At 58.9% G+C, this 20,042-nt stretch carries 18 protein-coding genes and 4 tRNA genes; 1 reads left to right on the top strand and 21 read right to left on the bottom strand.

Features of this window, described 5'->3' with window-relative positions; genetic code table 11:
- Positions 1-8: 8 nt before the first annotated feature.
- The 9 genes from mshL to HW090_RS04330 all read right to left on the bottom strand — a co-directional run bounded on the left by mshL (position 9) and on the right by HW090_RS04330 (position 6,994).
- Positions 9-1,784 carry a pilus (MSHA type) biogenesis protein MshL gene (gene mshL, locus HW090_RS04290; protein ID WP_256930744.1) on the bottom strand — a complete coding sequence of 592 codons (1,776 nt, stop codon included), beginning with the start codon at positions 1,782-1,784 and terminating at the stop codon, positions 9-11.
- Positions 1,781-2,116, bottom strand: a complete 336-nt coding sequence (locus HW090_RS04295; RefSeq protein WP_256930745.1) for a type II secretion system protein N — start codon at positions 2,114-2,116, stop codon at positions 1,781-1,783. The genes mshL and HW090_RS04295 overlap by 4 nt, the downstream gene beginning before the upstream one ends.
- On the bottom strand, positions 2,109-2,777 hold the full coding sequence (gspM, locus tag HW090_RS04300) for a type II secretion system protein GspM (RefSeq protein WP_179112316.1): 669 nt from the start codon (positions 2,775-2,777) through the stop codon (positions 2,109-2,111). The genes HW090_RS04295 and gspM overlap by 8 nt, the downstream gene beginning before the upstream one ends.
- Positions 2,770-3,375, bottom strand: a complete 606-nt coding sequence (locus tag HW090_RS04305) for a PilN domain-containing protein (RefSeq protein ID WP_179112317.1) — start codon at positions 3,373-3,375, stop codon at positions 2,770-2,772. The genes gspM and HW090_RS04305 overlap by 8 nt, the downstream gene beginning before the upstream one ends.
- The gene (locus tag HW090_RS04310) at positions 3,376-4,293 is read right to left on the bottom strand and encodes an MSHA biogenesis protein MshI (protein ID WP_179112318.1); all 918 of its coding nucleotides are present in this window, start codon (positions 4,291-4,293) and stop codon (positions 3,376-3,378) included.
- A gap of 339 nt (positions 4,294-4,632) precedes the next feature.
- A complete protein-coding gene (dinB, locus tag HW090_RS04315; protein WP_179112319.1) occupies positions 4,633-5,688 on the bottom strand; it encodes a DNA polymerase IV in 1,056 nt (351 codons plus the stop codon).
- 106 nt (positions 5,689-5,794) lie between these two features.
- Positions 5,795-6,520 carry a SapC family protein gene (locus HW090_RS04320; protein WP_179112320.1) on the bottom strand — a complete coding sequence of 242 codons (726 nt, stop codon included), beginning with the start codon at positions 6,518-6,520 and terminating at the stop codon, positions 5,795-5,797.
- Positions 6,521-6,570: 50 nt separating this feature from the next.
- Entirely contained in the window at positions 6,571-6,741 is a 171-nt protein-coding gene (locus HW090_RS04325) for a hypothetical protein (protein WP_179112321.1), read from the bottom strand.
- On the bottom strand, positions 6,725-6,994 hold the full coding sequence (locus tag HW090_RS04330) for a hypothetical protein (RefSeq protein WP_179112322.1): 270 nt from the start codon (positions 6,992-6,994) through the stop codon (positions 6,725-6,727). Before HW090_RS04330 ends, HW090_RS04325 begins: the two co-directional genes overlap by 17 nt.
- Positions 6,995-7,369: 375 nt before the next feature.
- Between HW090_RS04330 and HW090_RS04335 the strand changes: the two genes are divergently transcribed.
- On the top strand, positions 7,370-8,971 hold the full coding sequence (locus tag HW090_RS04335; protein WP_179112323.1) for a sensor domain-containing diguanylate cyclase: 1,602 nt from the start codon (positions 7,370-7,372) through the stop codon (positions 8,969-8,971).
- On the opposite strand, the gene HW090_RS04340 is transcribed toward HW090_RS04335, so the two are convergent.
- The 12 genes from HW090_RS04340 to HW090_RS04395 all read right to left on the bottom strand — a co-directional run bounded on the left by HW090_RS04340 (position 8,950) and on the right by HW090_RS04395 (position 19,963).
- Complete coding sequence (locus HW090_RS04340) at positions 8,950-9,378, bottom strand: thioesterase family protein (RefSeq protein WP_179112324.1); 429 nt, start codon at positions 9,376-9,378, stop codon at positions 8,950-8,952. The two genes, HW090_RS04335 and HW090_RS04340, sit on opposite strands and share 22 nt — an antisense overlap.
- A 132-nt stretch (positions 9,379-9,510) precedes the next feature.
- Positions 9,511-9,586 (bottom strand) — tRNA-Glu (locus HW090_RS04345).
- Between the two features lie 45 nt (positions 9,587-9,631).
- Positions 9,632-9,707 (bottom strand) — tRNA-Ala (locus HW090_RS04350).
- A gap of 5 nt (positions 9,708-9,712) precedes the next feature.
- Positions 9,713-9,788: transfer RNA gene (locus HW090_RS04355), tRNA-Glu, on the bottom strand.
- A gap of 61 nt (positions 9,789-9,849) precedes the next feature.
- Positions 9,850-9,925, bottom strand: a tRNA-Ala gene (locus tag HW090_RS04360).
- A gap of 131 nt (positions 9,926-10,056) precedes the next feature.
- The gene (locus tag HW090_RS04365) at positions 10,057-10,212 is read right to left on the bottom strand and encodes a hypothetical protein (protein ID WP_179112325.1); all 156 of its coding nucleotides are present in this window, start codon (positions 10,210-10,212) and stop codon (positions 10,057-10,059) included.
- Between the two features lie 299 nt (positions 10,213-10,511).
- Positions 10,512-10,898, bottom strand: a complete 387-nt coding sequence (gene fliS, locus HW090_RS04370; protein ID WP_179112326.1) for a flagellar export chaperone FliS — start codon at positions 10,896-10,898, stop codon at positions 10,512-10,514.
- Entirely contained in the window at positions 10,899-12,287 is a 1,389-nt protein-coding gene (gene fliD / locus HW090_RS04375) for a flagellar filament capping protein FliD (RefSeq protein WP_179112327.1), read from the bottom strand.
- A 78-nt stretch (positions 12,288-12,365) separates the two neighbouring features.
- Positions 12,366-12,740 carry a flagellar protein FlaG gene (locus HW090_RS04380; RefSeq protein WP_179112328.1) on the bottom strand — a complete coding sequence of 125 codons (375 nt, stop codon included), beginning with the start codon at positions 12,738-12,740 and terminating at the stop codon, positions 12,366-12,368.
- 77 nt (positions 12,741-12,817) lie between these two features.
- Positions 12,818-14,029 (bottom strand): flagellin, encoded by a 1,212-nt coding sequence (locus tag HW090_RS04385; protein ID WP_179112329.1) that lies wholly within the window; start codon positions 14,027-14,029, stop codon positions 12,818-12,820.
- 296 nt (positions 14,030-14,325) lie between these two features.
- Positions 14,326-17,850, bottom strand: a complete 3,525-nt coding sequence (locus HW090_RS04390) for a glycosyltransferase (RefSeq protein WP_179112330.1) — start codon at positions 17,848-17,850, stop codon at positions 14,326-14,328.
- Positions 17,851-18,061: 211 nt separating this feature from the next.
- Positions 18,062-19,963, bottom strand: coding sequence for a TylF/MycF/NovP-related O-methyltransferase (locus HW090_RS04395; protein WP_179112331.1), 1,902 nt, complete (start codon positions 19,961-19,963; stop codon positions 18,062-18,064).
- Positions 19,964-20,042: the final 79 nt, after the last annotated feature.

Raw genomic sequence — 20,042 nt, forward strand, 5'->3', positions numbered from 1 at the left:
GAACCCGGTTACCTCGTCTGCTGGAAGGATTCGGCGCTTTTACGCAGCTCGTCCAGCCAGACCTGGTCGCTGACCACCTGCGGCCGCATGAGAATGACCAGTTCAGTCTGCTCCAGCGCCTTGCGCTGCTGCTGGAACAACTTGCCCAGCAGCGGCACCTTGGATGCCCAGGGCACATTGGAGTCTTCATTGGTGTTGCTGTTTTCCAGCAGACCGCCGATCACCACCACCTGGCCACTGCGGGCACGCACGATGGAGTCGGACTGACGGGTGGTGGACAGTGCCAGCGGCAGGTTGAAGACGTTGTCCGCACCGCCAAGCTGAATGCTCTTGTTCTGGTCCGACACACGGCTGACGGTAGGCCGCACATGCAGGGTGACCTGATCGTTCTCGTCGATCTGCGGCGTCACATCCAGGGAGATGCCAGAGAAGAACGGCGTCAGGGTGATATTCATGTCTGGCGACGTGTTACCCCCGGACAGCGACGTGGTGGTGGTAGAAACGTCGGTGACAAAGAACTCGTCCGTTCCCACCTTGATGACGGCCTTCTGGTTATTGAGCGTTGAAATGCGTGGACTCGACAGAACCCGCACCTGCCCTTGCGTTTCCAGAAGCTGGACGACCCCTTCGAAATTGCCGAAGTCGAATGTCATGCCGAATACACCACCGATCCCATCTGCCCCACTGAGCGCACTGCTCGGGGTGTTGAGGGGGATGTTCGGCGTATTCACACCATTGGCGGCGGTGCCGAAACCACCCAGGCTGATGCCCTTCTGCCCTTGCAGGTAGGACCAGTTGATGCCTGCCTGGAAGCCATCGGACAGGCTCACTTCAAGAATCTTGGTTTCCAGGATCACCTGGCGTTGCAGGTTGCTTTCGATCTCACGGATGAACTGCTCGACCTTCTGCTGCTCCAGGGACGAAGCACGGACAATCAGCAACCCCGACATGGAGTTGAAACAGACACTGCCATTGGCGTCCTGCCGACAGTTTCCCGTGGCCGCAGTCGCACGCGCAGCGGTGGCAGGCAGCACGCCACCCAACGCCTGCGCCAGTGCCGGATCCCCGGTAACGACCTGTTGCGGACTGACCTCCGTCAGATCACCGATACCAATGATCATCGCAACCGCATCACGCACCGTCACCCAGACATCGCTGCTGTTGCGCGTGGAAACACGGCTGGCGTCCAGCGTCACGCTGGAAGACGAATTGGTCGTACCGCCCGCATTGGCGGACGTACTGTCCGAGGACACCATCTGCCCCGAGCTGACCCTGGTATCCGTGGTGCCCTCACGCTCCAGATCGAGATAGTTCAGCTTGTAGGTCTTCACATACTTCAGGTTGGGCAGGATCTGGTAGCCGTAGTTGGTGCGGCGGAAATCGTAGCCATAACTGTCGCGAACCGCCGTCAGCACTTCATCGAGGGTGACGTTGCGCAGGCTGAAGGTGATCTCGCCGCTGACCTGCGGATGCACCAGCAGGTTCTGGTTGGCGCTCTCGGCCAGGCTCAGGAAGAACTCGGACGCCGGCATGCCATGCACCGCCACATCGAAGCGCGGGCCTCGACCAGTCGCTGGCAGGCCCATGTCCAACTGCGGGATCAGCGCCGCCTGCACCGAAGGCGGCGGCACGACTTTCGCCTGCTGGCTCTGCGCCAGGCTTTCGTCGAACAGGCGGTCGCTCTGCTCGTACAGCCGCTTGTCCCCATCCGTGAAGGACTGGCATGCGGTCAGCAGACCGATCACGCCCAGCAGACCGACGTGCGGGAAATTTTTCAGCATCATGGCTTGGCTCGACTCGGAGTGATGACCGAGGTGGCCAGGCGCAGCGTCTCGCGCCGGCCCTCCCGCTCGATCAGGACGGAGTGGGAATAAATGGCGAGCAACCGGGCATCGCCCAGGCGTTCGCCCGCCTTGAGGGATTTGCCATTGATGACGGCGCGCGCGCCCTGCGGCGAGCGCATGATCGCCTGCAGATGCAGGTTGGCCGAGGCCGCGACGGCGCCCGCTGGCGTCAGGCTCGCCGGCGGCTGGGTCGGATCACGCGCCAGCACCGAGGTGCTGACGAGCAGCGCCAGCGACAATGCGAACAGGGAATATCTCGACAGATCAGACACCCAGCACCCCCGGATCACGGCTCAAGGTATGCAAGTCGATGATGATGCGCGCCTTTTCGTTGCCCGCTTCATTCACACGGTGATCGAGGCTGTCCCAGTGCAGGCGCCAGCCGGAGATCTGCACCGTGCGCAGGTAATCGAGCAGATCGAAATAGCTGCCTTCGAGGGTCAGTTTCAGACCATGACGATACAGGGTGAGCGGTGCCACGGGCGCCGCCGCTCCGGGCTCGGCAGGAGTGTCGCCCGGCATTGCCAGGGGAGCGCTGGAGGTTTCCAGGTTGATCAACTTGAGGCGCGGCTGTTTACGCAACAGCTCCTGCAAAACGTTCTTCATCTGGGCCGGCGGAATCAGCGAGCCGGTTTCCTCGTCGATGCGGCGCAGTGTCTCGCTTTTCGCATTCTCGGCGGCCCGCAGCGCATCCCGATAAGGCAGGTTGGGGTCAGCCGCCATGCGCGCTTCCAGATCGATACGGGTCGACTCGGCCTCCTGCATGCGCGCCTCGGCCTCCTGGCGATCGCGCTCATGGGCCTGCTGGCGCTGCGCCATCGGCTCAGCCAGCAACAGGTAATAGAGCATGACCAGCAGTGCCAGCCCGACCAGATAGCACAGCCATTGCTCTCGGGACGACAGGGCGCGCCAGCGCTTCAATAGCTCATTCATCGCGCGCCTCCTCCGCCAGCCGTGAAGCCAGACGGAATTTCAACAAGTCATGCGAATCACGCTCGATCTCGAAACGGGCGAACTGGCGCCCACCGAACACCTCGCTGCGCCCCAGGCTCTCCAGATACAGCGGGATAAGTTCCTGATTCTGGCTGAAGCCATGCAGCGCCAGCTCGCTACCGCCATCCAGAAGATGGATGCGGGTCAGCCAGAGGCCGCTCGGCGGATGCCGCTCCGCCAAGGCAGTGAGATGGGTGACGAATCCACCACGACGCTGCTGGTCCAGCTCACGCAGGTAGTTCGCCATGCGTTGCAGTTGCTGGCTCTCACGCTCTCGGTCAACGACCTGCTGGCGCAAGGCCTCATCGAGTACCGGCTCGCGGTACACGGCCTTGAAACTGTCCAGTTGCTGCTGGGCCTGCGTCGCCTGTTCCTGGGCGAGCCGCGCAGCTTTTCCGGCCTGGTGGATATTCCACCCTTGCCAGGCGACATGCGCCACCAGCAGCAACGCCAGCATCAGCAGCCCCGTCAGCACGGCGCGCGGCTGGAGACCGGCCTCGGTGCGTCGTTCGAGCTGATAAAGGTTGATGTTCTGCATTCAGTCGGCTTCCTGACGCAGGGCGGCACCGACCGCACCCAGGCAGAACGCCTGGTGTGCTTCGTCCAGCTCGGCCTGCGGTTGCCCGGGGAAAAGTTCGCGCATGTCCAGCCGCTGGAGTTTGACCGCCAGATCACGCACCAGTGCGTCATGGGTGCGCTCGCCGTCCTGCTTCATCGGCAGCAACAGCAGGCGGCTGATATAGCCCTTGCCCAACTGGCTCTCGAAGTAATCGAGGGAGCGCTGGATCTCCAGTGTCATGCTCGACAGGTCCTGTTCGGCGCGGGCCAGGCCGTGTTCGATACGCCGCGCCATGTAGAGGTCGGCGCCGTTCTGGATGGACACCAGCCCTTCGCTGGTACGCAACCGCAGCAACGCCAGGTTGATGCCTTCGGCCCCCGCCAGCAGCCCCAGGTTGCGAAAAGCCATTTCGGTGATATCGATGCTCGCCAGCCTCAGGCCGGACTGGCGCACCAGTTCATCGCACTTGAGCATCCGCGCCTTGTTGAAGGCGACGCAATAGACCATGCGCGAGCGTCCACGGTACGCATCTTCAGGCAGGGTAAAACAGTCGATGACCACCTGTTCCAGGGGCTCGCCGACCATGTCCTTCATGCGCCAGCGCATGGCATCGCGCAGCTCTTGCGCCGGAACGTCGGCTGCTTCCAGCAGGAACATCTGGTACAGCGAAGGATGCAACAGGAGGTTCACCGGGAGGCCTTGCCAGCCGTTGTCGGCCACCAGTTTCTTCAGGGCCTCGGCCTGCCCGTCGGGCGCCACTTCACGGTAATCGCAGTGCAGTAGCTTGACGCCGTCCGGGGTTCGCTCGACATGGGCGACGGCAATACCCTGCGGGCTGGTTTCAACCCCCAGCAGCCCGGCAGTCCTTGTCTTCGCCCTTCGAGGGAAAAATCTCACAGCCTTGAAAACTCCACTGGCGAAACGGCCCGAAACCACATCCGGCCGTATGACATGAAACTGACACCGAACCACGAACAGTGCGGCTAGATAACGAAGTGATATTAAACACTAAAACATCGCCTTGGATATCACGACGAATAGAGTAACGCCCAATCCTTTTTGATAAACGTCAAATAATCATCATAAAACCCGAGCCCCCGCCGTTCCTCGGCGCGCCACGCCTGCGCAAGCCTACAGAAAAGGCTATCGGGACCGTATTCTCCCTTGGGCCAACCCTGACTGATCAGCCAAAAATATGACGGCGATTGGCTCACCTTCCTCCGAAGAGCACTCCGGTCAAAACAAACTCAACTGTTCGAACTCTCCCCGCAGATCGACCAGGCGTACTCCAACGCCGATCAAGCGCACCGGAATATCGCGACGCGCATAAGCCATCGCCAGCAGGTCACGGTAGTGCTCCAGTTCGAGTCCTGCACCCGCCTGCTCCAGGGTCGTCTGGGTAAAGTCGTGGAACTTGAGTTTCACGAACGGCTTGCCGGGGCGGTAGCTCTCGTCCAGACGAGCCAGGCGGCGCTCCAACTCCTCCAGCAACGCGGGCAACTGCGCCTCGCAGGCCTGGAGATCGGGCAGGTCGCGGTCGAAGGTGTTTTCCACGCTCATGGACTGGCGCCGATGCTCGGCCGTCACCTCCCGCTCATCGATGCCCCTGGCCAGCCCCCACAAGCGCTCGCCAAAGGAGCCGAATTCACGCACCAGCGCCAGCCGTTCCCAGCCACGCAAATCTTCACAGGTCGTCACCCCCATCCGCCCGAGCCGCTCGGCGGTGACCTTGCCGACGCCATGCAGGCGGGCGACCGGCAGCGCTTTCACGAAATCATCCACCTGCCCTGGTGTGATCACGAACAACCCGTCCGGCTTGCGCCAGTCGCTGGCGATCTTGGCCAGGAACTTGTTCGGAGCGACGCCGGCCGAGACGGTGATGCGCAACTGCTTCCATACCCGGCGCCGGATGTCCTCGGCGATGCGCGTGGCACTGCCGGAAAACTGCGTGCACTGGGTGACGTCCAGATAGGCTTCGTCGAGGGAAAGCGGCTCTATCTGTTCGGTGTAGTCACGGAAAATGCCATGGATCTCGCGGGAGGCTTCGCGGTAGGCCTCGAAGCGCGGACGAATGATCAGCAGGTCCGGGCACAGCTTGAGCGCCTGGGCCGAGGCCATGGCGGAGCGCACGCCATAGGCACGCGCCTCGTAGTTGCAGGTCGCGATCACCCCACGTCGCTCCGCCGCCCCGCCTACGGCAAGAGGACGATTCGCCAGTGAGGGGTCGTCGCGCATCTCGATGGCCGCGTAGAAGCAGTCACAATCCACGTGGATGATTTTTCGTTGATCCATGGCGCCATGATACTGGATCGCGGCGCCAGGCCGCCCATGCGGCATCACGTACGACGCAACGCCCGACCGCCCATGAAACCTCCGGAGCGGCCGAGCGTATCGACGGTCAGGCCTTGGCGCGTTCGGCGGTCAGGTCGATGAGGGTCGACCAGTTGCTCATCGAAATGAAGTGGCTATACACCAGGTGCAGCCAGCCACGTTCGCGCCAGAGCAGGAAGGTTTCCTGCGGCAGTTGGTTGAAACGCGCCTCGTCGATGACCTTGAAGCCGCCCAGGCTGAGTTTTTCGCCCGTGGCCAGCGAGACATCAGCACGGTTGTCGGTCAGCAGGTCGGCCTCGCCCAGCGCCGCCACGAACTGCTCGGTGAACACGTGGTGGCCCTGGTAGTCACGGCAGAACGCCAGCGCGTTTTCCAGCAGCGGCGTCGGCTTGCCGTCGGCGAACAGCGGACGGCCTTCCTCACGGACCACACCCTCGGCGGCGTCATCGATGCACAGGGCATATTCCGACTTGTCCGCATTCTCCATGAATATGAACGGGTAGCGGCGCACGTAGGCCGGCACATAGCTGGAGTTCCAGGCGCCCTCTTCGTTGACGAAGAGGTTTTCCCCGCCGCGCAGGCCGAGCAGGGCCACCGGCTGCGGCTTCGCGCCATCGGCGAAGAGGATCGGGTAGTGCTTGCAGGCCTGGGTGAATTCCGCAGCCGCCAGCGGCACCGAGTTGCTGATGCTGGCGAAGCTGTAGTCGACACGTTCGAGCAGGCCCAGCGTCGCGTCCTGTTCGGCGCGCAGAGGGCGTGGCTGCTTATAGAAAACGGGTTGTGCCTGGGTCATGTGATCACTCGTCATTTCGTTCATTGGGTCAAATTCTGTCACGCCGCCCATTACAGGCGGCATGTGGCGCCATCGTCTACACAACCGATCTCCGGATAGCTCTCGCTGGTCAGTACGCCGGGCGCCCGGTAGGCGTCCAGAGCGTCCCGAGCCACACCTTCCGGCCGGACTTCACGGTCGAACAGCGAGTCGGCACGCCACGATCTAGGCGATATAGTCATCCCCGCCCCAGGGTGTTTCGTTGATGAAGTAAGGCGAACGCTTGAGCGGCGAGTCGATATTGCGCGCCACTTTGCGGCCACCCACGCCACCGATGCTGCCGAACAACCGGGCCGAGACGGCATTCGGCACGGTCAGGCGGGCGACCTGCAGCAACCCGCGGTTGTCCGCAGTGCCCCAGGTGGTGCCGATGTTCAGCGCGCCAGTGCCGGAGGCCAGGGCCAGCCAGGTGTACGGAGCATACAAGCCTGGCATGACGATATTGCCGGCCGTCGTGAATACCGCCCGGGTCGAGAGGATATCGGGGCCTGTACTCGCACCTCATTCCCAGAAAGATCAAGCGCCGGAATAACAGCTTGTTCATCCAGAGGGAGGTCCACGCACAGACAATAGCTCTTGGCCACTAGCCTACTTAAATCACCGCGCTTGAATCTGAGCAAATCTGAGAAAACCTGGGCGCATACTCCAATCTGCGGTCAAAGCCTGCGAAGCAGAGCCTGTGCCACTGGAACTGCCTCCAGCAAAGAAATAAAACCGAAAGTCACATGATTAAATAGTAAATTTCATTTGGAACGCACGAGACAAAAGCCTAAGATTCGCCAACACAGCCTCCAGAGCCACTTGCGCCACATGCCCATCCAGCACCTGTTCCGCTCCGACCTACGCCGCCTGATCCTGCTGCTGACCATCATCAGCTCCCTGGCGACCCTGGCCAACGCCCTTCACGCAAGCTACCGCGTACAGCGGCAATTACTGATCGACAACACACTGGAGGCCAATCACGCCTACGCCGCCAAGCTGGCCAACAGCACCGAGGACTTTCTCAAGGCGACACAGCAAGTGCTGGCCTACAGCACACGAATCCTGCGCAAGAACATGGACGACACCGAGCAATTGCTGGCACAGGCCTCACGCCTGCGCCTGCAATTCAACAGTTTCAACTCTGTCGTCATCACCGATGCCCAGGGCTGGGTGCTGGCCACCTCGCCAGAAACACTGGAAATAAAAGGCCGACGCCTGACGACCCCCGGCCCGATCCAGGCCTTGCAGGAGCGGCGCCCACTGATCAGCGATCCCTATATCGCCATCACCGGACGGCTGGTGATCTTCATATCGAGCCCGATCTTCGATGACGCGGGCGAATACCTGGGCCTGGTCGGCGGCACCCTCTATCTCAACGAAGGCAACATCCTGCACAACCTGCTCGGCAGCCATTACCACCGTGACGGCTCCTACCTCTATGCCGTCGACCGCAACCGCACCCTGCTCTATCACCCGCAACCGGAACGGGTCGGCAAGCGTGTAGGAGCGAACCAGGCCATCAGCGACGTGATCAACGGCAAGGATAGCGCCTCGATCATCATCAACAGCGAAGGGACGGAGATGCTGGCGGGCTATACGCCGATCGGGCTTTCAGGCTGGGGTATCGTTGCCCAGCGCCCGATGGAGGCCACCCTGGCGCCCCTGCACGACCTGATGCTCAAGGTGCTCAAGAACTCCGCCCCACTGGCCGTACTGACGCTGCTGCTGGCCGGCATCCTGGCACGCAAGATCTCCAAGCCGCTCTGGCAGTTGGCCAAACACGCCGAGGAAATGGACCACCCGCGCAGTTCCGACTCCATCCAGCGCATCCGCTCCTGGTACTTCGAAGCCGCCGAACTGAAGAAAGCCATGCTGGTCGGCATCAGCCTGCTGCAACAGAAAATCGGCAAGCTCAATCTGGATATCCAGACCGACCCGCTCACCGGCCTGCAGAACAGACGCGGCCTGGAAAGCGCACTGGAAAGCTGGGAAGCCTCGGGCCAATCCTTCGCCGCCATCGCGCTGGACATCGACCACTTCAAGCAGGTCAACGACACCCACGGGCACGACATCGGCGACAACGTCATCACCCACATGGCCGAACTGATGCGCAGTTGCTCACGTGGCGACGACATTCTCTGCCGCAGCGGTGGCGAGGAATTCCTCATGCTGCTGCCCGGTGCCAGCCCGGAGATTGCTGCGATGGTGGCCGAACGGCTGCGCAGCAAGGTCGAGTCCAACCTCATCCCCGAGGTCGGGAAAATCACCGTCTCGGCCGGCATCGCCCTCTGGCCCAATGGCGAGGCAACGCCCAAGCGCACCCTCAAGCTCGCGGACGAAGCGCTCTACCAGGCCAAGCAGAGTGGCCGTAACCGGGTCGTCATCGCCAATGGCCGCGACGACGTCGATCAGGCCAGTGCCCGGCCGTAACCCTCGACGAACTCCGGCGGCATACGCTTCGGCTTGCCGCTGGACAGCTCGATACAGACGAACGTGGTTTCCGCACGCAACAGGACAGCGCCATCCGCCGGCCTGAGCAACTGGAAACGACGCTTCATCTTCAGGCGCTGGTCGGACTCGACGATCCAGGTCCCCAGTTGCAAATCGTCACCCAGGTAACCTGCCGCCAGGTAATCGATCTCATGCCGCAGCACCGCCATCGCCCGATTCAGGCGGCGGTAGTCATCCAAATCGAGCCCCAGGCTGCGTGAGTGAGCCCAGGCGCAACGCTCCAGCCAGGTGACATACACGGCATTGTTGGCATGTTCGAGTTCATCGATATGCGCCGCCTCGACCCTCAGGTCGATGACGAATGCGCCTGGCCGATCCCACACCATGCTGACCTCCCAATACACCGGCAAACGACAGACCCCGGATGGCAGCCTGCCGAGAAAGATCATACCCGTGAAAACAAAAAGGGCCATCTCATGCGAGATGGCCCTCTAGTGCCCAAGATGGGCAATCAAAAATGGCGTCCCCTAGGGGACTCGAACCCCTGTTACCGCCGTGAAAGGGCGGTGTCCTAGGCCACTAGACGAAGGGGACGAAACCTTCGATGAATGAATCGCAGCCTGCGACTCACCGTGGAATTGGTGGAGCTAGACGGGATCGAACCGTCGACCTCTTGCATGCCATGCAAGCGCTCTCCCAGCTGAGCTATAGCCCCGAATATGGCGTCCCCTAGGGGACTCGAACCCCTGTTACCGCCGTGAAAGGGCGGTGTCCTAGGCCACTAGACGAAGGGGACGCTAACCCTTCTGCAACTCGCCGGCTGGAATCGGCGAATCGCTAAAACTCATTGAGAGATTTGGTGGAGCTAGACGGGATCGAACCGTCGACCTCTTGCATGCCATGCAAGCGCTCTCCCAGCTGAGCTATAGCCCCTCTCAAGGACGGGGCGCATATTAGGGTCAGGCCACTGCCCTGTCAACATTATTTTTCGCGCACCGCCAAGATTTTTGAAATCAGAACAATCACTTAAGCGTATCCGCCTACCACCCAGTGGGGCCCGCAGGCTAGACCGACAGATCGATCTGCCGAATCAGGCCGGCCTGTCCGCTCTCCGTCAGGTACAAACCCGTTTCGCGCAGTTGGGCCTGGGTGTTGTTACGATCATCGGTGAAACAGCGACGGCTCCTGCAGATCGAGACCTGTGCGGAAGCTGTCTGCATGAAGACCCCGCCCGAATCAGTAGACATACCTTCTGATCAGCACCGCACCCGATAACTTGCCCCTGAGCCTGAGCAGGCTTACATCATCTAGAAAAGCGAGGGCTGGCCGTTGCGATGATCTGCCTCCATTGCTCCAGCGCCCCCACCCTGCGCGGAAGGATTGGAAAGATGAAAAATCCGCGCATACCGGATGCCAGCCCACCTACAGCACCTCGGCAAAGAGGTTGAAATACATGGAACTGAATGCACAAAAGCCCGGCACTCACCAGCAGTACCGGGCTTGGATCTACCTGGAGCACTCAGCCTGCGGCAGGCTCCACCTCGGGGCCAATGGCAACCCAGGCATCACGAATCTGTACCAGTAACTCCAGCACTTCATTCAGGCTGCCCTGGCTCGTTTCCACAGCCACACCGCCCAGACGGCGAATCATATAGTCATAGAGCACATCCAAATTCTCGGCGATAGCACCACCCAACTCCTTGTCAAGACTGGCCTGCAAGACACTCAGGATATCCAGGGTAGAACCGACAGCCAGCCCCCGCACGGCTGCATCTCCCTGCTGCTGCGCCTGCCGAGCTTGGTATACACGCTCTATGGCACCATCAAGCAACAACTGCACAGCTCGGTAGTTGCTGACTTCCTGACTGATACTGGTCTGCCTGTAAACATCGATGGGACTGGTCATTTATGAGCTCTTCTTGACGACACCGGGCAAGTTGGAAAGCGCCGAGGCCAGGCTATTACTGGTGTTGGTGAGCCTAGCTACCATGCTGTCCATGGCGTTGAATTGAGCATAAAGGCGCTTGGTCATGCTCTCGATACGCAGTGTCAGCTTCTCACGCTGCGCCGTAATGTCCTTGTTGCTGGCTTCAAGCCCAGAAACCCGTTGTGCGAGCACACCACCGGTCTGGTTGAATCCATCGACCCGGTCATTCATCCGAGTCATCAAGCCATTCTCACCCGCGAAAAAGTTACCGACAGCATCAAAGTTCTTTTCAAGAGCAGCCTTGAGCTCATCATCCTCAATGCCCAGCGTGCCATCCTGCTGGGTTGTAATACCAAGCTGGGACAGCAGACGTACATCCCCCCCCGCGGCAGACACCAGTTCGTTTTGCAAGCCGGACAAGATGTTGCGAACACTGGAGTCCCCTACCAGCCCACCGGTCAACGGCGTCCCATCCTCGCCGACCTTGGTTACTTTTGTCAGTGAGTTCGCAGTCTTGACCAGATCGTTGTAAGCACTGACGAACTTTTTGATGTTGGCCGTCACCCCTTCGATGTCCTGTCCTACGGTGACAACCGTTGTCTTGTCCTTATCCGCCTTGGCCAGGTTCAGGGTTACATCGGGAATAGCGCCTTCGACCTTGTTGGTGGCACTTTCGAGCGAAAGACCATCCACAGTGAACTTGGCATTTTGGGCACGCTCAAGCACGCCCGCACCTGGTCCGGCCACATTGTTCGAGCCGATGTTCAAACGGCTATCGACGCCATCCGCCTCAATGAGAACATCCTTGTCTGCCCCTGTATTGGTCGAGGACAGTACCAGGCGTGTCTCGCCATTGCTCGGATTGGTCAGCAGGTTGGCACTGACCCCTTTGTCCTTCAGTGCCGCATTGATCGCATCTCGTACGTCACTCAAGGATGCGCCTTCTGCGATGTCTACGCTGACACCACTGTCGCTGCTGCCGACCTTGACGGTCAACTGCCCTGCTGAGCCTGTCTTGAAGTCATCATCAAGCACAGCTGTCGCAGTCTTGCTGCCAGTGGCTAGCTGCTCCACTTTGACGGCGTAACTACCAGATTGCGCTGTTTTGTCTGCTGTGACCGTCAGCAATTCTTCATTGGATGACTTGCCCGAGCGGTTCTGGAACAACTTGACATCATTCAGGTCCTTGAGCGCGCTCTGAAAAGAAGTCAAGGAATTGCGGAGGGTTCCCAGCGCAGTGATCTTTGTGGTGTTGGCAGTGGTCAAGCGCGTCAGTTGGGCTTCTTTAGGTGCCTTTTCTGCTGCGATCAAGGTCGAGACCATCGTGTCGATGTTCATTCCTGAACCGATGCCTGTAATACCTGCCATTTCACCACCTCGTCATGGAGTTGACACTTTAGTTTGCGTGAGAATACATGAAGCAATAATCAGACCGAGGAAAATGGCTCAGGCCTTGGCCTTGAATAACAGGCTACGTGCCTCTTCCAGGTTTTCAGCCAGACGCAGCGCTTCTTCAGACGGAATCTGGCGAATGATCTCGCCAGAGGCCCGATCAGTCACCTTGACGACCATCTTGCCACTGGAATCGTCCAGATCAAAGTTCAGATCACGACGGATGGTCTGGACAAAATCCTTGATGCTGGAAACAGCCTCTTCGACAGATTCGACGCGCGCAGGTTTTTCCTGGGCCACGCTGGCTTTTTCAACACCCGCCACGGTACCTGAGTCAGCTTGTCTGGCTGCGGTACCGCGCAAGCCATCCTGGACAGCCTGAGGGGCTGGTGTATTGCCGGGCAGGCGGTTGGAAAGTGCAATATCCATTTCATCACCTCACAAAGGCAAAACGGGAGGAAGCGCCAAGCACTTCCCCCCGCAGTCATTGCAGACCTTGTTTCAGTTTACTGCAGGAGGCTGAGCACCGCCTGCGGCAACTGGTTGGCCTGGGCCAGAATCGCAGTACCGGCTTGTTGCAGGATCTGGTTCTTGCTCAGCGCGGCGGTTTCAGCGGCGTAATCGGTATCCTGGATACGACCCTTGGCTGCCGCAACGTTCTCGCCGATATTCTGCAGGTTGGCGATGGTATTTTCGAAGCGGTTCTGCACCGCACCCAGATCGGCCCGCTGGTTATCGATCTGCTTGATGGCATCGTCGATTACCAGAACTGCAGCCTGAGCCCCGGCGGCATTGCTGATATTGATATCTTTCACCCGATTCGCCGTAGCAGCTACCGGCTGCGTAGTGGAAAGATCCTGTGCTATACGGGCAGCACCTGTCGCAGTCGCGGGCGCCGGAGCGTCGGTGAACGCACCAATGTTCGTTACCGCAATACCACCTTCAGAGTCTGCCTTGACGACAGCCTTCCATGCACCACTTGCATCCTTACTGATACCAATGCCCAGGTTGGCATCGTTGATGGCCGCCGCGATTTTCTCTGTTACGACAGCTGCAGAGTCGCCCTGTTTGAGTGCAACATCCACCTTGACGGTTTTGGCCGTACCACCACCCGCGGCTGCCGATGTTGTAATTTCTACGGTGCCCACTCCGCCACTTGCCGTAGCGCCAGCAGTGGCAGCCGCGAAAGACGCCTCGAAGTAGTTTCCTTTCAGGGATTCGGTGTTCATCTTGTCGATGCCGACACTGATGATTTCGTTGGCAGCAGCTCCCACCTGGAAACTGGTGGTTCCGAAAGTGCCATCCAGCAACTGACGACCACCGAAGGTGGTGGTATTGCTGATACGGTCCAGCTCTTTCTTCAACTGGGACACTTCATCATTCAGCGCGGTGCGCTCGGACTTGCTGTTGGAGCCGTTGGCTGCCTGCAGGGACAGGTCACGCATACGTTGCAGGATATTGGTGGACTGCTGCAGAGCACCCTCGGCGGTCTGAGCCATGGAGATACCGTCGTTGGAGTTCTTCACCGCAACGTTGAGGCCGCTGATCTGGCTGCCCAGACGGTTGGCGATCTGCAGGCCGGCGGCATCATCCTTGGCGCTGTTGATGCGGCTACCGGTGGACAGGCGCTGCATGGTGGTGTTGAGCGCGTTGGACGAGTTGCTGAGGTTGCGCTGAGTGTTCAGGGAAGCAACGTTAGTATTGACGGTCAAAGCCATGATGTTTGTCCTCCATCGGACCTAGCTTGTTTGCCTGGTTGCGAGCTCGGTGAGCGCTGTAACCAGGCACCATGAAGTTCGCATTCAAACTTGTTATCGGCGCATTTCCGTCGAGCTTTAGGGGGCCTTGAGATTTTTTACCGCTCACCGTTTCCGGTGTGCGAACCCCGCAGCCACTCGACGATCCTGCTTGATAAAGCTTTCGGCTCTCCCCGAGATTTCTTTAGTGCCACGGGGTGCAGCCCCCTAAACGCTTCATGAATAAACCGCCAAGATGACTCACTCTGGCGACCTGCTCAGTCCGGCAACCAGGCCTTGCGCCAGTCTTCCAGATTTCCTCCTTCCAGCATCCAGTCACGCTGCACCGCCGCACGCAGTGCATCCCCGGCATTGGCAGCGGCATCCAGATCATGGATATGTGCCCGTATGGCATCGACCCAATCCTTGAAGCGGTTCTTCACCCGCATCACAGGCAAGCGGTCATCCTGATAACAACGCACATCAGAACAGATGACCGGGAAACCGCAGGCACCGTACTCCAGCAAGCGCAGGTTGCTCTTGCACTCGTTGAACAGATTCTGCTCGACTGGAGCCAGTGCCAGGTCCAGGTTCAAGCCCGCCAGCATCGCGGGGTACTGGTGGATGGGCACCCCGACATGGAACTCATGGATATAAGGCCGCAGGCTGTCCGGGCACATGCCGAAAAAGACCCACTCGACCTCCTCGGCCAGTTCCCTGACCACATCCACGATCAGTTCCAGGTCGCCGGTATGGCCAACTCCACCCGCCCAGCCGACACGCGGCTTGCTACCAGTACGCCGCTCGCTGCGCAGTCCTAACCACCAGTCCAGCGGGAGGCGGTTCTCGATGACCCGGATATCTCTATGCAAGCCTGAAAAAGCCTCCGCTAGGGGCTGGGTCGATACGACGAAACGATCGACATGCCCCAACGAGCGCCGAAGGCTACGCAGGATATCCTTGGGCATATGCTGGCGATAGATGCTCTTGAGCGGTAAGTTGGGCAGGTAGTCGTCCAGCTCGAACACCTTGAAGGCCTTCGAAAAGTCTTTTATCCGGCGCAGCGCTTCCTGCTGCGCCTCCCCCACTTGTCGCTGCAGCAGGATCACGTCCGGCGTATAGCGCTCCAGTTCGGCGGGCGACAACAGCTCCATGGACAGATACCCGTCGATCAATCCGGCATCCCGCACGGTATTGAACGGCTGGATCACCCGGTAATGGCCACAGCCTTGGCGATCGGCATAATGCCCCAGCACCACGGGCAAGGGCCGCCAGGATTGCAGGGGCTGCCAGGACAACTGAGGATCGGCCAGTTTGAAGCCCTGATCGGTCTGCAGGCTGAACCCCGGGTTATACGCAGGGTCGCGAGCAAGTAATGGAAGCCAGCGCGCATACATCGCATCTTCTTGCTCGGACGTCGCCGGCACCTCGGACGCAGCCTCCATCAACAGTTGCACCCGAGGCGTCCAGACATTCAGGTAGCCAGCCTGCTGTAGCCGCAGGCAGAGGTCCACATCCAGCCAAGGCGCCAGCAGAGGCGCTTCATCGAAACCACCGACCTGCTGGAAAACCTCGCGATGAATCATCAGGCACTCACCACTGAGGGCCGAATAGTTCTGTTCGACCTGCAAACGCTGCATATAACCGGGATCGTCGAACGAGGCGCCCTCGAAGGCACGCCCCGCAGGCCCACAAAGACCGAGCAAAAATCCGGCGTGGCGCACCTTGCCATCCGCCGAGAGCAACTTTCCGCCCACTGCGCCAACCTCCGAACGCTGGCCGTGATTGAGCAGTTGCTGCAACCAGTCATTGTCCATGACTCCCGCGCCATCGCCCAACCACAGGAGAAAATCCCCTCTCGCCTGCTGAGCTGCCTGATTGCACAGGGCCGAACGCGACAAGGCAGAACCGAAGCGAAACACCCGCAGCTGATCTGCACCCATTGCCTCCACACCTGCCAGCCACTCGCGCATTTCCGGAGCTTGGTTGCCATGATCGAGTAACAACACTTCGTAATTGGTGTATCCGGTATGCTCCAGCAGGGTTTCCATGCAACGCTGTATCTGCGGCAAACGATCTTGGACCACGATCAGGATGCTCACCGAGCCCAACTGCGCATGTCCGTAGTCCAGCTCGTAACGCCCCGGAAGACGACTGCTCACTCGGGCCTGCTGATAACCGCGAGCCTGCAGATAACGCTCGATCACTGCTCGCTCCTGCAGACTATCCCGCAACGCGAAGGCGTCACTGGTCAGAAGAGGCTCACTGATATGGCCGATACAAGCCAGGCCATGGCATTCGATCAGGCGCAACTGATAGTCCAGCTCGAACGCCTCGTCACACTCCGCCGCAAAACCGCCTTGCTCCAACAGAACGTCACGCCGCAGCAGCCAGTGCCGGGAAAGTCCCGCCGGGAAGCTGAGCAACAAGTCCAGGTTCAGATCCGGGCGCAGGGCAATCCCGTGCTCACCATCCTCCAGGCGCATCAGCTCATCGGCATACACCGCCAGGCAGGAGTCTGGCGCCCCCAGCAAATCCAACGCCGCAATAAGCAGCCCGCTGGTGGTAAATTCAACTCCTGCCTCCACGGTCAGCAGCCAATCAGCCGTACTGGAGACCGCCGCCGCATTGAGTGCCGCCACCTCCTGGCCATCGGCAAGCGGTAACACTTCGGCCCGTCCTTCGACGCCCGGCAAAGCCACTGGCGAGAGCACCCAAACGTCCAGATTGCGATATCGGTTCTTGTTTTCCAGGCTGAGCAGCGTCCGCTCGACTGCCTCCACCTCGCCTTTGCCATCGAGCACCACTACCGCAATGCGAGGTCCGCCAGCATTGGCTTGCAGACGCTGGTCGATCAGCCCCTGCTGTACATCCTTGGGCCACCGCTCACCCAGCCAGGCAGACAGCGGCACACTGCCCAGGCCTCCAGCTCGCTGAATGGCCGAAAGCACATTGATGGGCTTGAACACCCGCGCCTTGAGCTGAGTGATCGGTGCGACCCGAACGAAGCGGTTATCTCCGGATGCGCGATACCAACCCAGGTCACGAATCGCCTGGCGGAAGTCTTCATGGCCCTGCGCGCCGATACCGGGCTGGTCACGGCCTTGCTGGCTGAATTGCTGACGAGAAACCCGGAACCTAGTCAGACGCGTGGAGAGAAAGGCCAGATTGCCGCGCTGCAACAGTTTGGCGTACAACGCCAGATCACCAACCCAGTGGATCGCCTTGCCATTGAGGGACATCAACTGGTCGGCAATTCCCAGTACATCATCACGCCGCGCCAGGATACAGCTGGGCTCGCCGATAAAATTGATGGTGTGATCGGCGAGAAAAGAAACCAGTTCCTTACCATCGATGATCACATCACCCGCAAAGGGAAAACAGCTCGCCAGAATATCAGGCAACGGTTCGCCGTGCTCATCAATACGCTGTCTACGGGAAGAAGCCAACACGATGTCCGGCTCGTTCTCCATCACCGTGACGAGTTCACGGATGCAATCGGGCTCCAGCAGATCGTCATCATGGAGGAACTTGATGTACTTTCCTTGCGCCAGGCGAATGGCCTTGACCGTATTATCGAGTTCGCCCAGAGCGGTCTCATTTTTGAAATGGCGGATCGGAAATGGCGATCGCCAACGTACACGCTCAATGGCATCTGCAACATGGGAGGTTGGACTGTCATTGCAAATCACCACTTCCAGGGCAGTATAGGTCTGAGCAAACACACTGGTCAGCACTGACTCAATATACTCCCGCTTGAATGCAGGAATCACAACGCTCACCAGCGGATCACAGCCTTTCATTCCAAACACACCTCTCGCTGATCGACAGTATAAAAAAGGCTATATCCCCACTAGCTGTTGTTGCTCCGAATTACCTCACAGCGGCGCAAATTTTCGGATCAATCCGCGCCTACAGATGCGCAACAACCCACAGCGACATAGTTATAAAATGCCTTGATCTTTTGTTTAGCACAAACGTTGGACAAACCACATATCAAGACGACCATCAATATCAGGACGCAGCGACTTTACGAACGATCACACTCCCCGAGCAATCAGCCACAGGCACGATATACTCCAGCTTATCCGAAAAGAACTCATCAATTGCCTTCTCGGCACCCGGCCAATACAGGCTTGAATAATCGTGCATGATGATAAAGCCTCCGGGGGACATGAGAGGGTAAAAATACTCGAGCCCAGCCAGCATAGGCGCATACAGATCACAATCCAGATGCACAAGAGAATACTGAACATCATTCGGCAAGGCGGATCGTGTTTCCGGAAAAAAACCTTTTATAAAGAACGCACTTTCCTCGCCTACCAAAGCCTTGACCTTTTCCAGGCTCGTGTCCTGAAACTGAATGGCCTGATCACGATCCGGCCCAGTTAAATCATCTCGGGAAAAGCCTTCATAGGTATCAAGGAAATATGCCTGGCGCCCCAACCTTCTGGCGAAAGAGGCAATCACTGCCGCCGTATTACCCTTGTACACTCCCAACTCAGCCATATGGCCTGTAATCCCCTCTTTTTCAATCTGATCGAAGATCAAACAGAAGTTAAAAAAACGAGCCATATCCAGCGTATTGTTTTCATTGCCCTCGATGTAGGGTTTCACATCCAGCGCAGGCAGAATTTGTCCTGCAGCAGCTATATATTTTTCATAATTCACGAAATAGCGCTGCGGAAAGCCGGCCATCAACGCTTCAGGCCAAAGTGCACTGATGACTCCGGGATGAGACCGCCCCCCATCACTTGCAACCTTACCGATCATAGGCATTATCCGAGCAGTCGAGGACTCGCCCCCCGGCAAACCATGGAATGCACGCAGCCCATCCAGAAAACGACAGTTTCTCAAGCCAACAGCATCACATATGTCAACGGCCCACTTCCAAGCCTTGCTACTCACCGAAAAATCAATGATCAGCGCATCTGGATATTCTCTTGCCTGAGCCAGGAACTGATCACTGCTCCAGCGCGGCACGCCACACAGAAGTGCATCCTGGCACCAGTCATCGACCACAGCGACGACATTGCCATAAAACGCCACGACACTATCCACATAGATTCCGCCCAACCGTGACATGGGAGCAAACAAGAAAACCGCTCCCTCACGCCTGTTTTCTCGCGTATCCCCACCTTTAAGCTCAATGACTCGACCTTGCCCCTCCAAACGCCGAACCCGACTCTCCAAGCGGGCATTTTCCTCCTTCAGGAACGTGACATTTCTTCTTGTTTCAATCAGCTTGAACATTAACCGCTGCTGGGTGACGGCAGCGATATCAACTCGTCCGATAGGTTCTTCACGTTCACTGAGCAACTCCCTGACAGCCGACATGAACGGCACCGTCAGATTCCCAGCAAGAACAGGGAACAGCTCGTTCAGTACCACCAACGGCTCTCGCTTTTTGCGGCAGGCAATATTGAGCGCGATTGCCACCTGCTCAGCATCCTGAACATACATCCAGCCATTCGAGGCGTCGGGAATATCGGACTCCCACGTATCAAAATCATCGAATCCCAACACGCCAAGCATTTCCGACAATGTTTCGCGTGTGTACCCGTAGCGATGCGCAGCAAGTTCACCGCGGTAAGGCTCACCATACATCAGGCCAAGGCAGAAGGCTGGGTTCACTCCATTCATGAGCAGGGAGCAGAGCATTTTCAGGTCTGGCACGGAAACCTTGAGCACACCGCCCGGTTTCAGAACGCGCGCCCACTCTGCCAGTGCTTTGTAACTATCCGGCCAGGCGAGGTGCTCCAGGACATGGCTGGCATATACCTCATCCACCGTCTCGCTCTTGATCATGGAAAGGCAACACACATCTGCCACGATATCAGGCGTATAAGACCCATCCAGATCGACGGTCAGATAACCCTCTGGTTTGTACTCCCTGCTTCCCATGTACAGTTTCATCACACCTCCTCAGTGTCACCCATAAAAACTAACGGGGCCTGAAATCATTCGCCACATGGCCCGCAAACCAAAAACATTA

It is taken from the genome of Pseudomonas sp. ABC1, assembly GCF_013395055.1.
Lineage (GTDB): Bacteria > Pseudomonadota > Gammaproteobacteria > Pseudomonadales > Pseudomonadaceae > Stutzerimonas.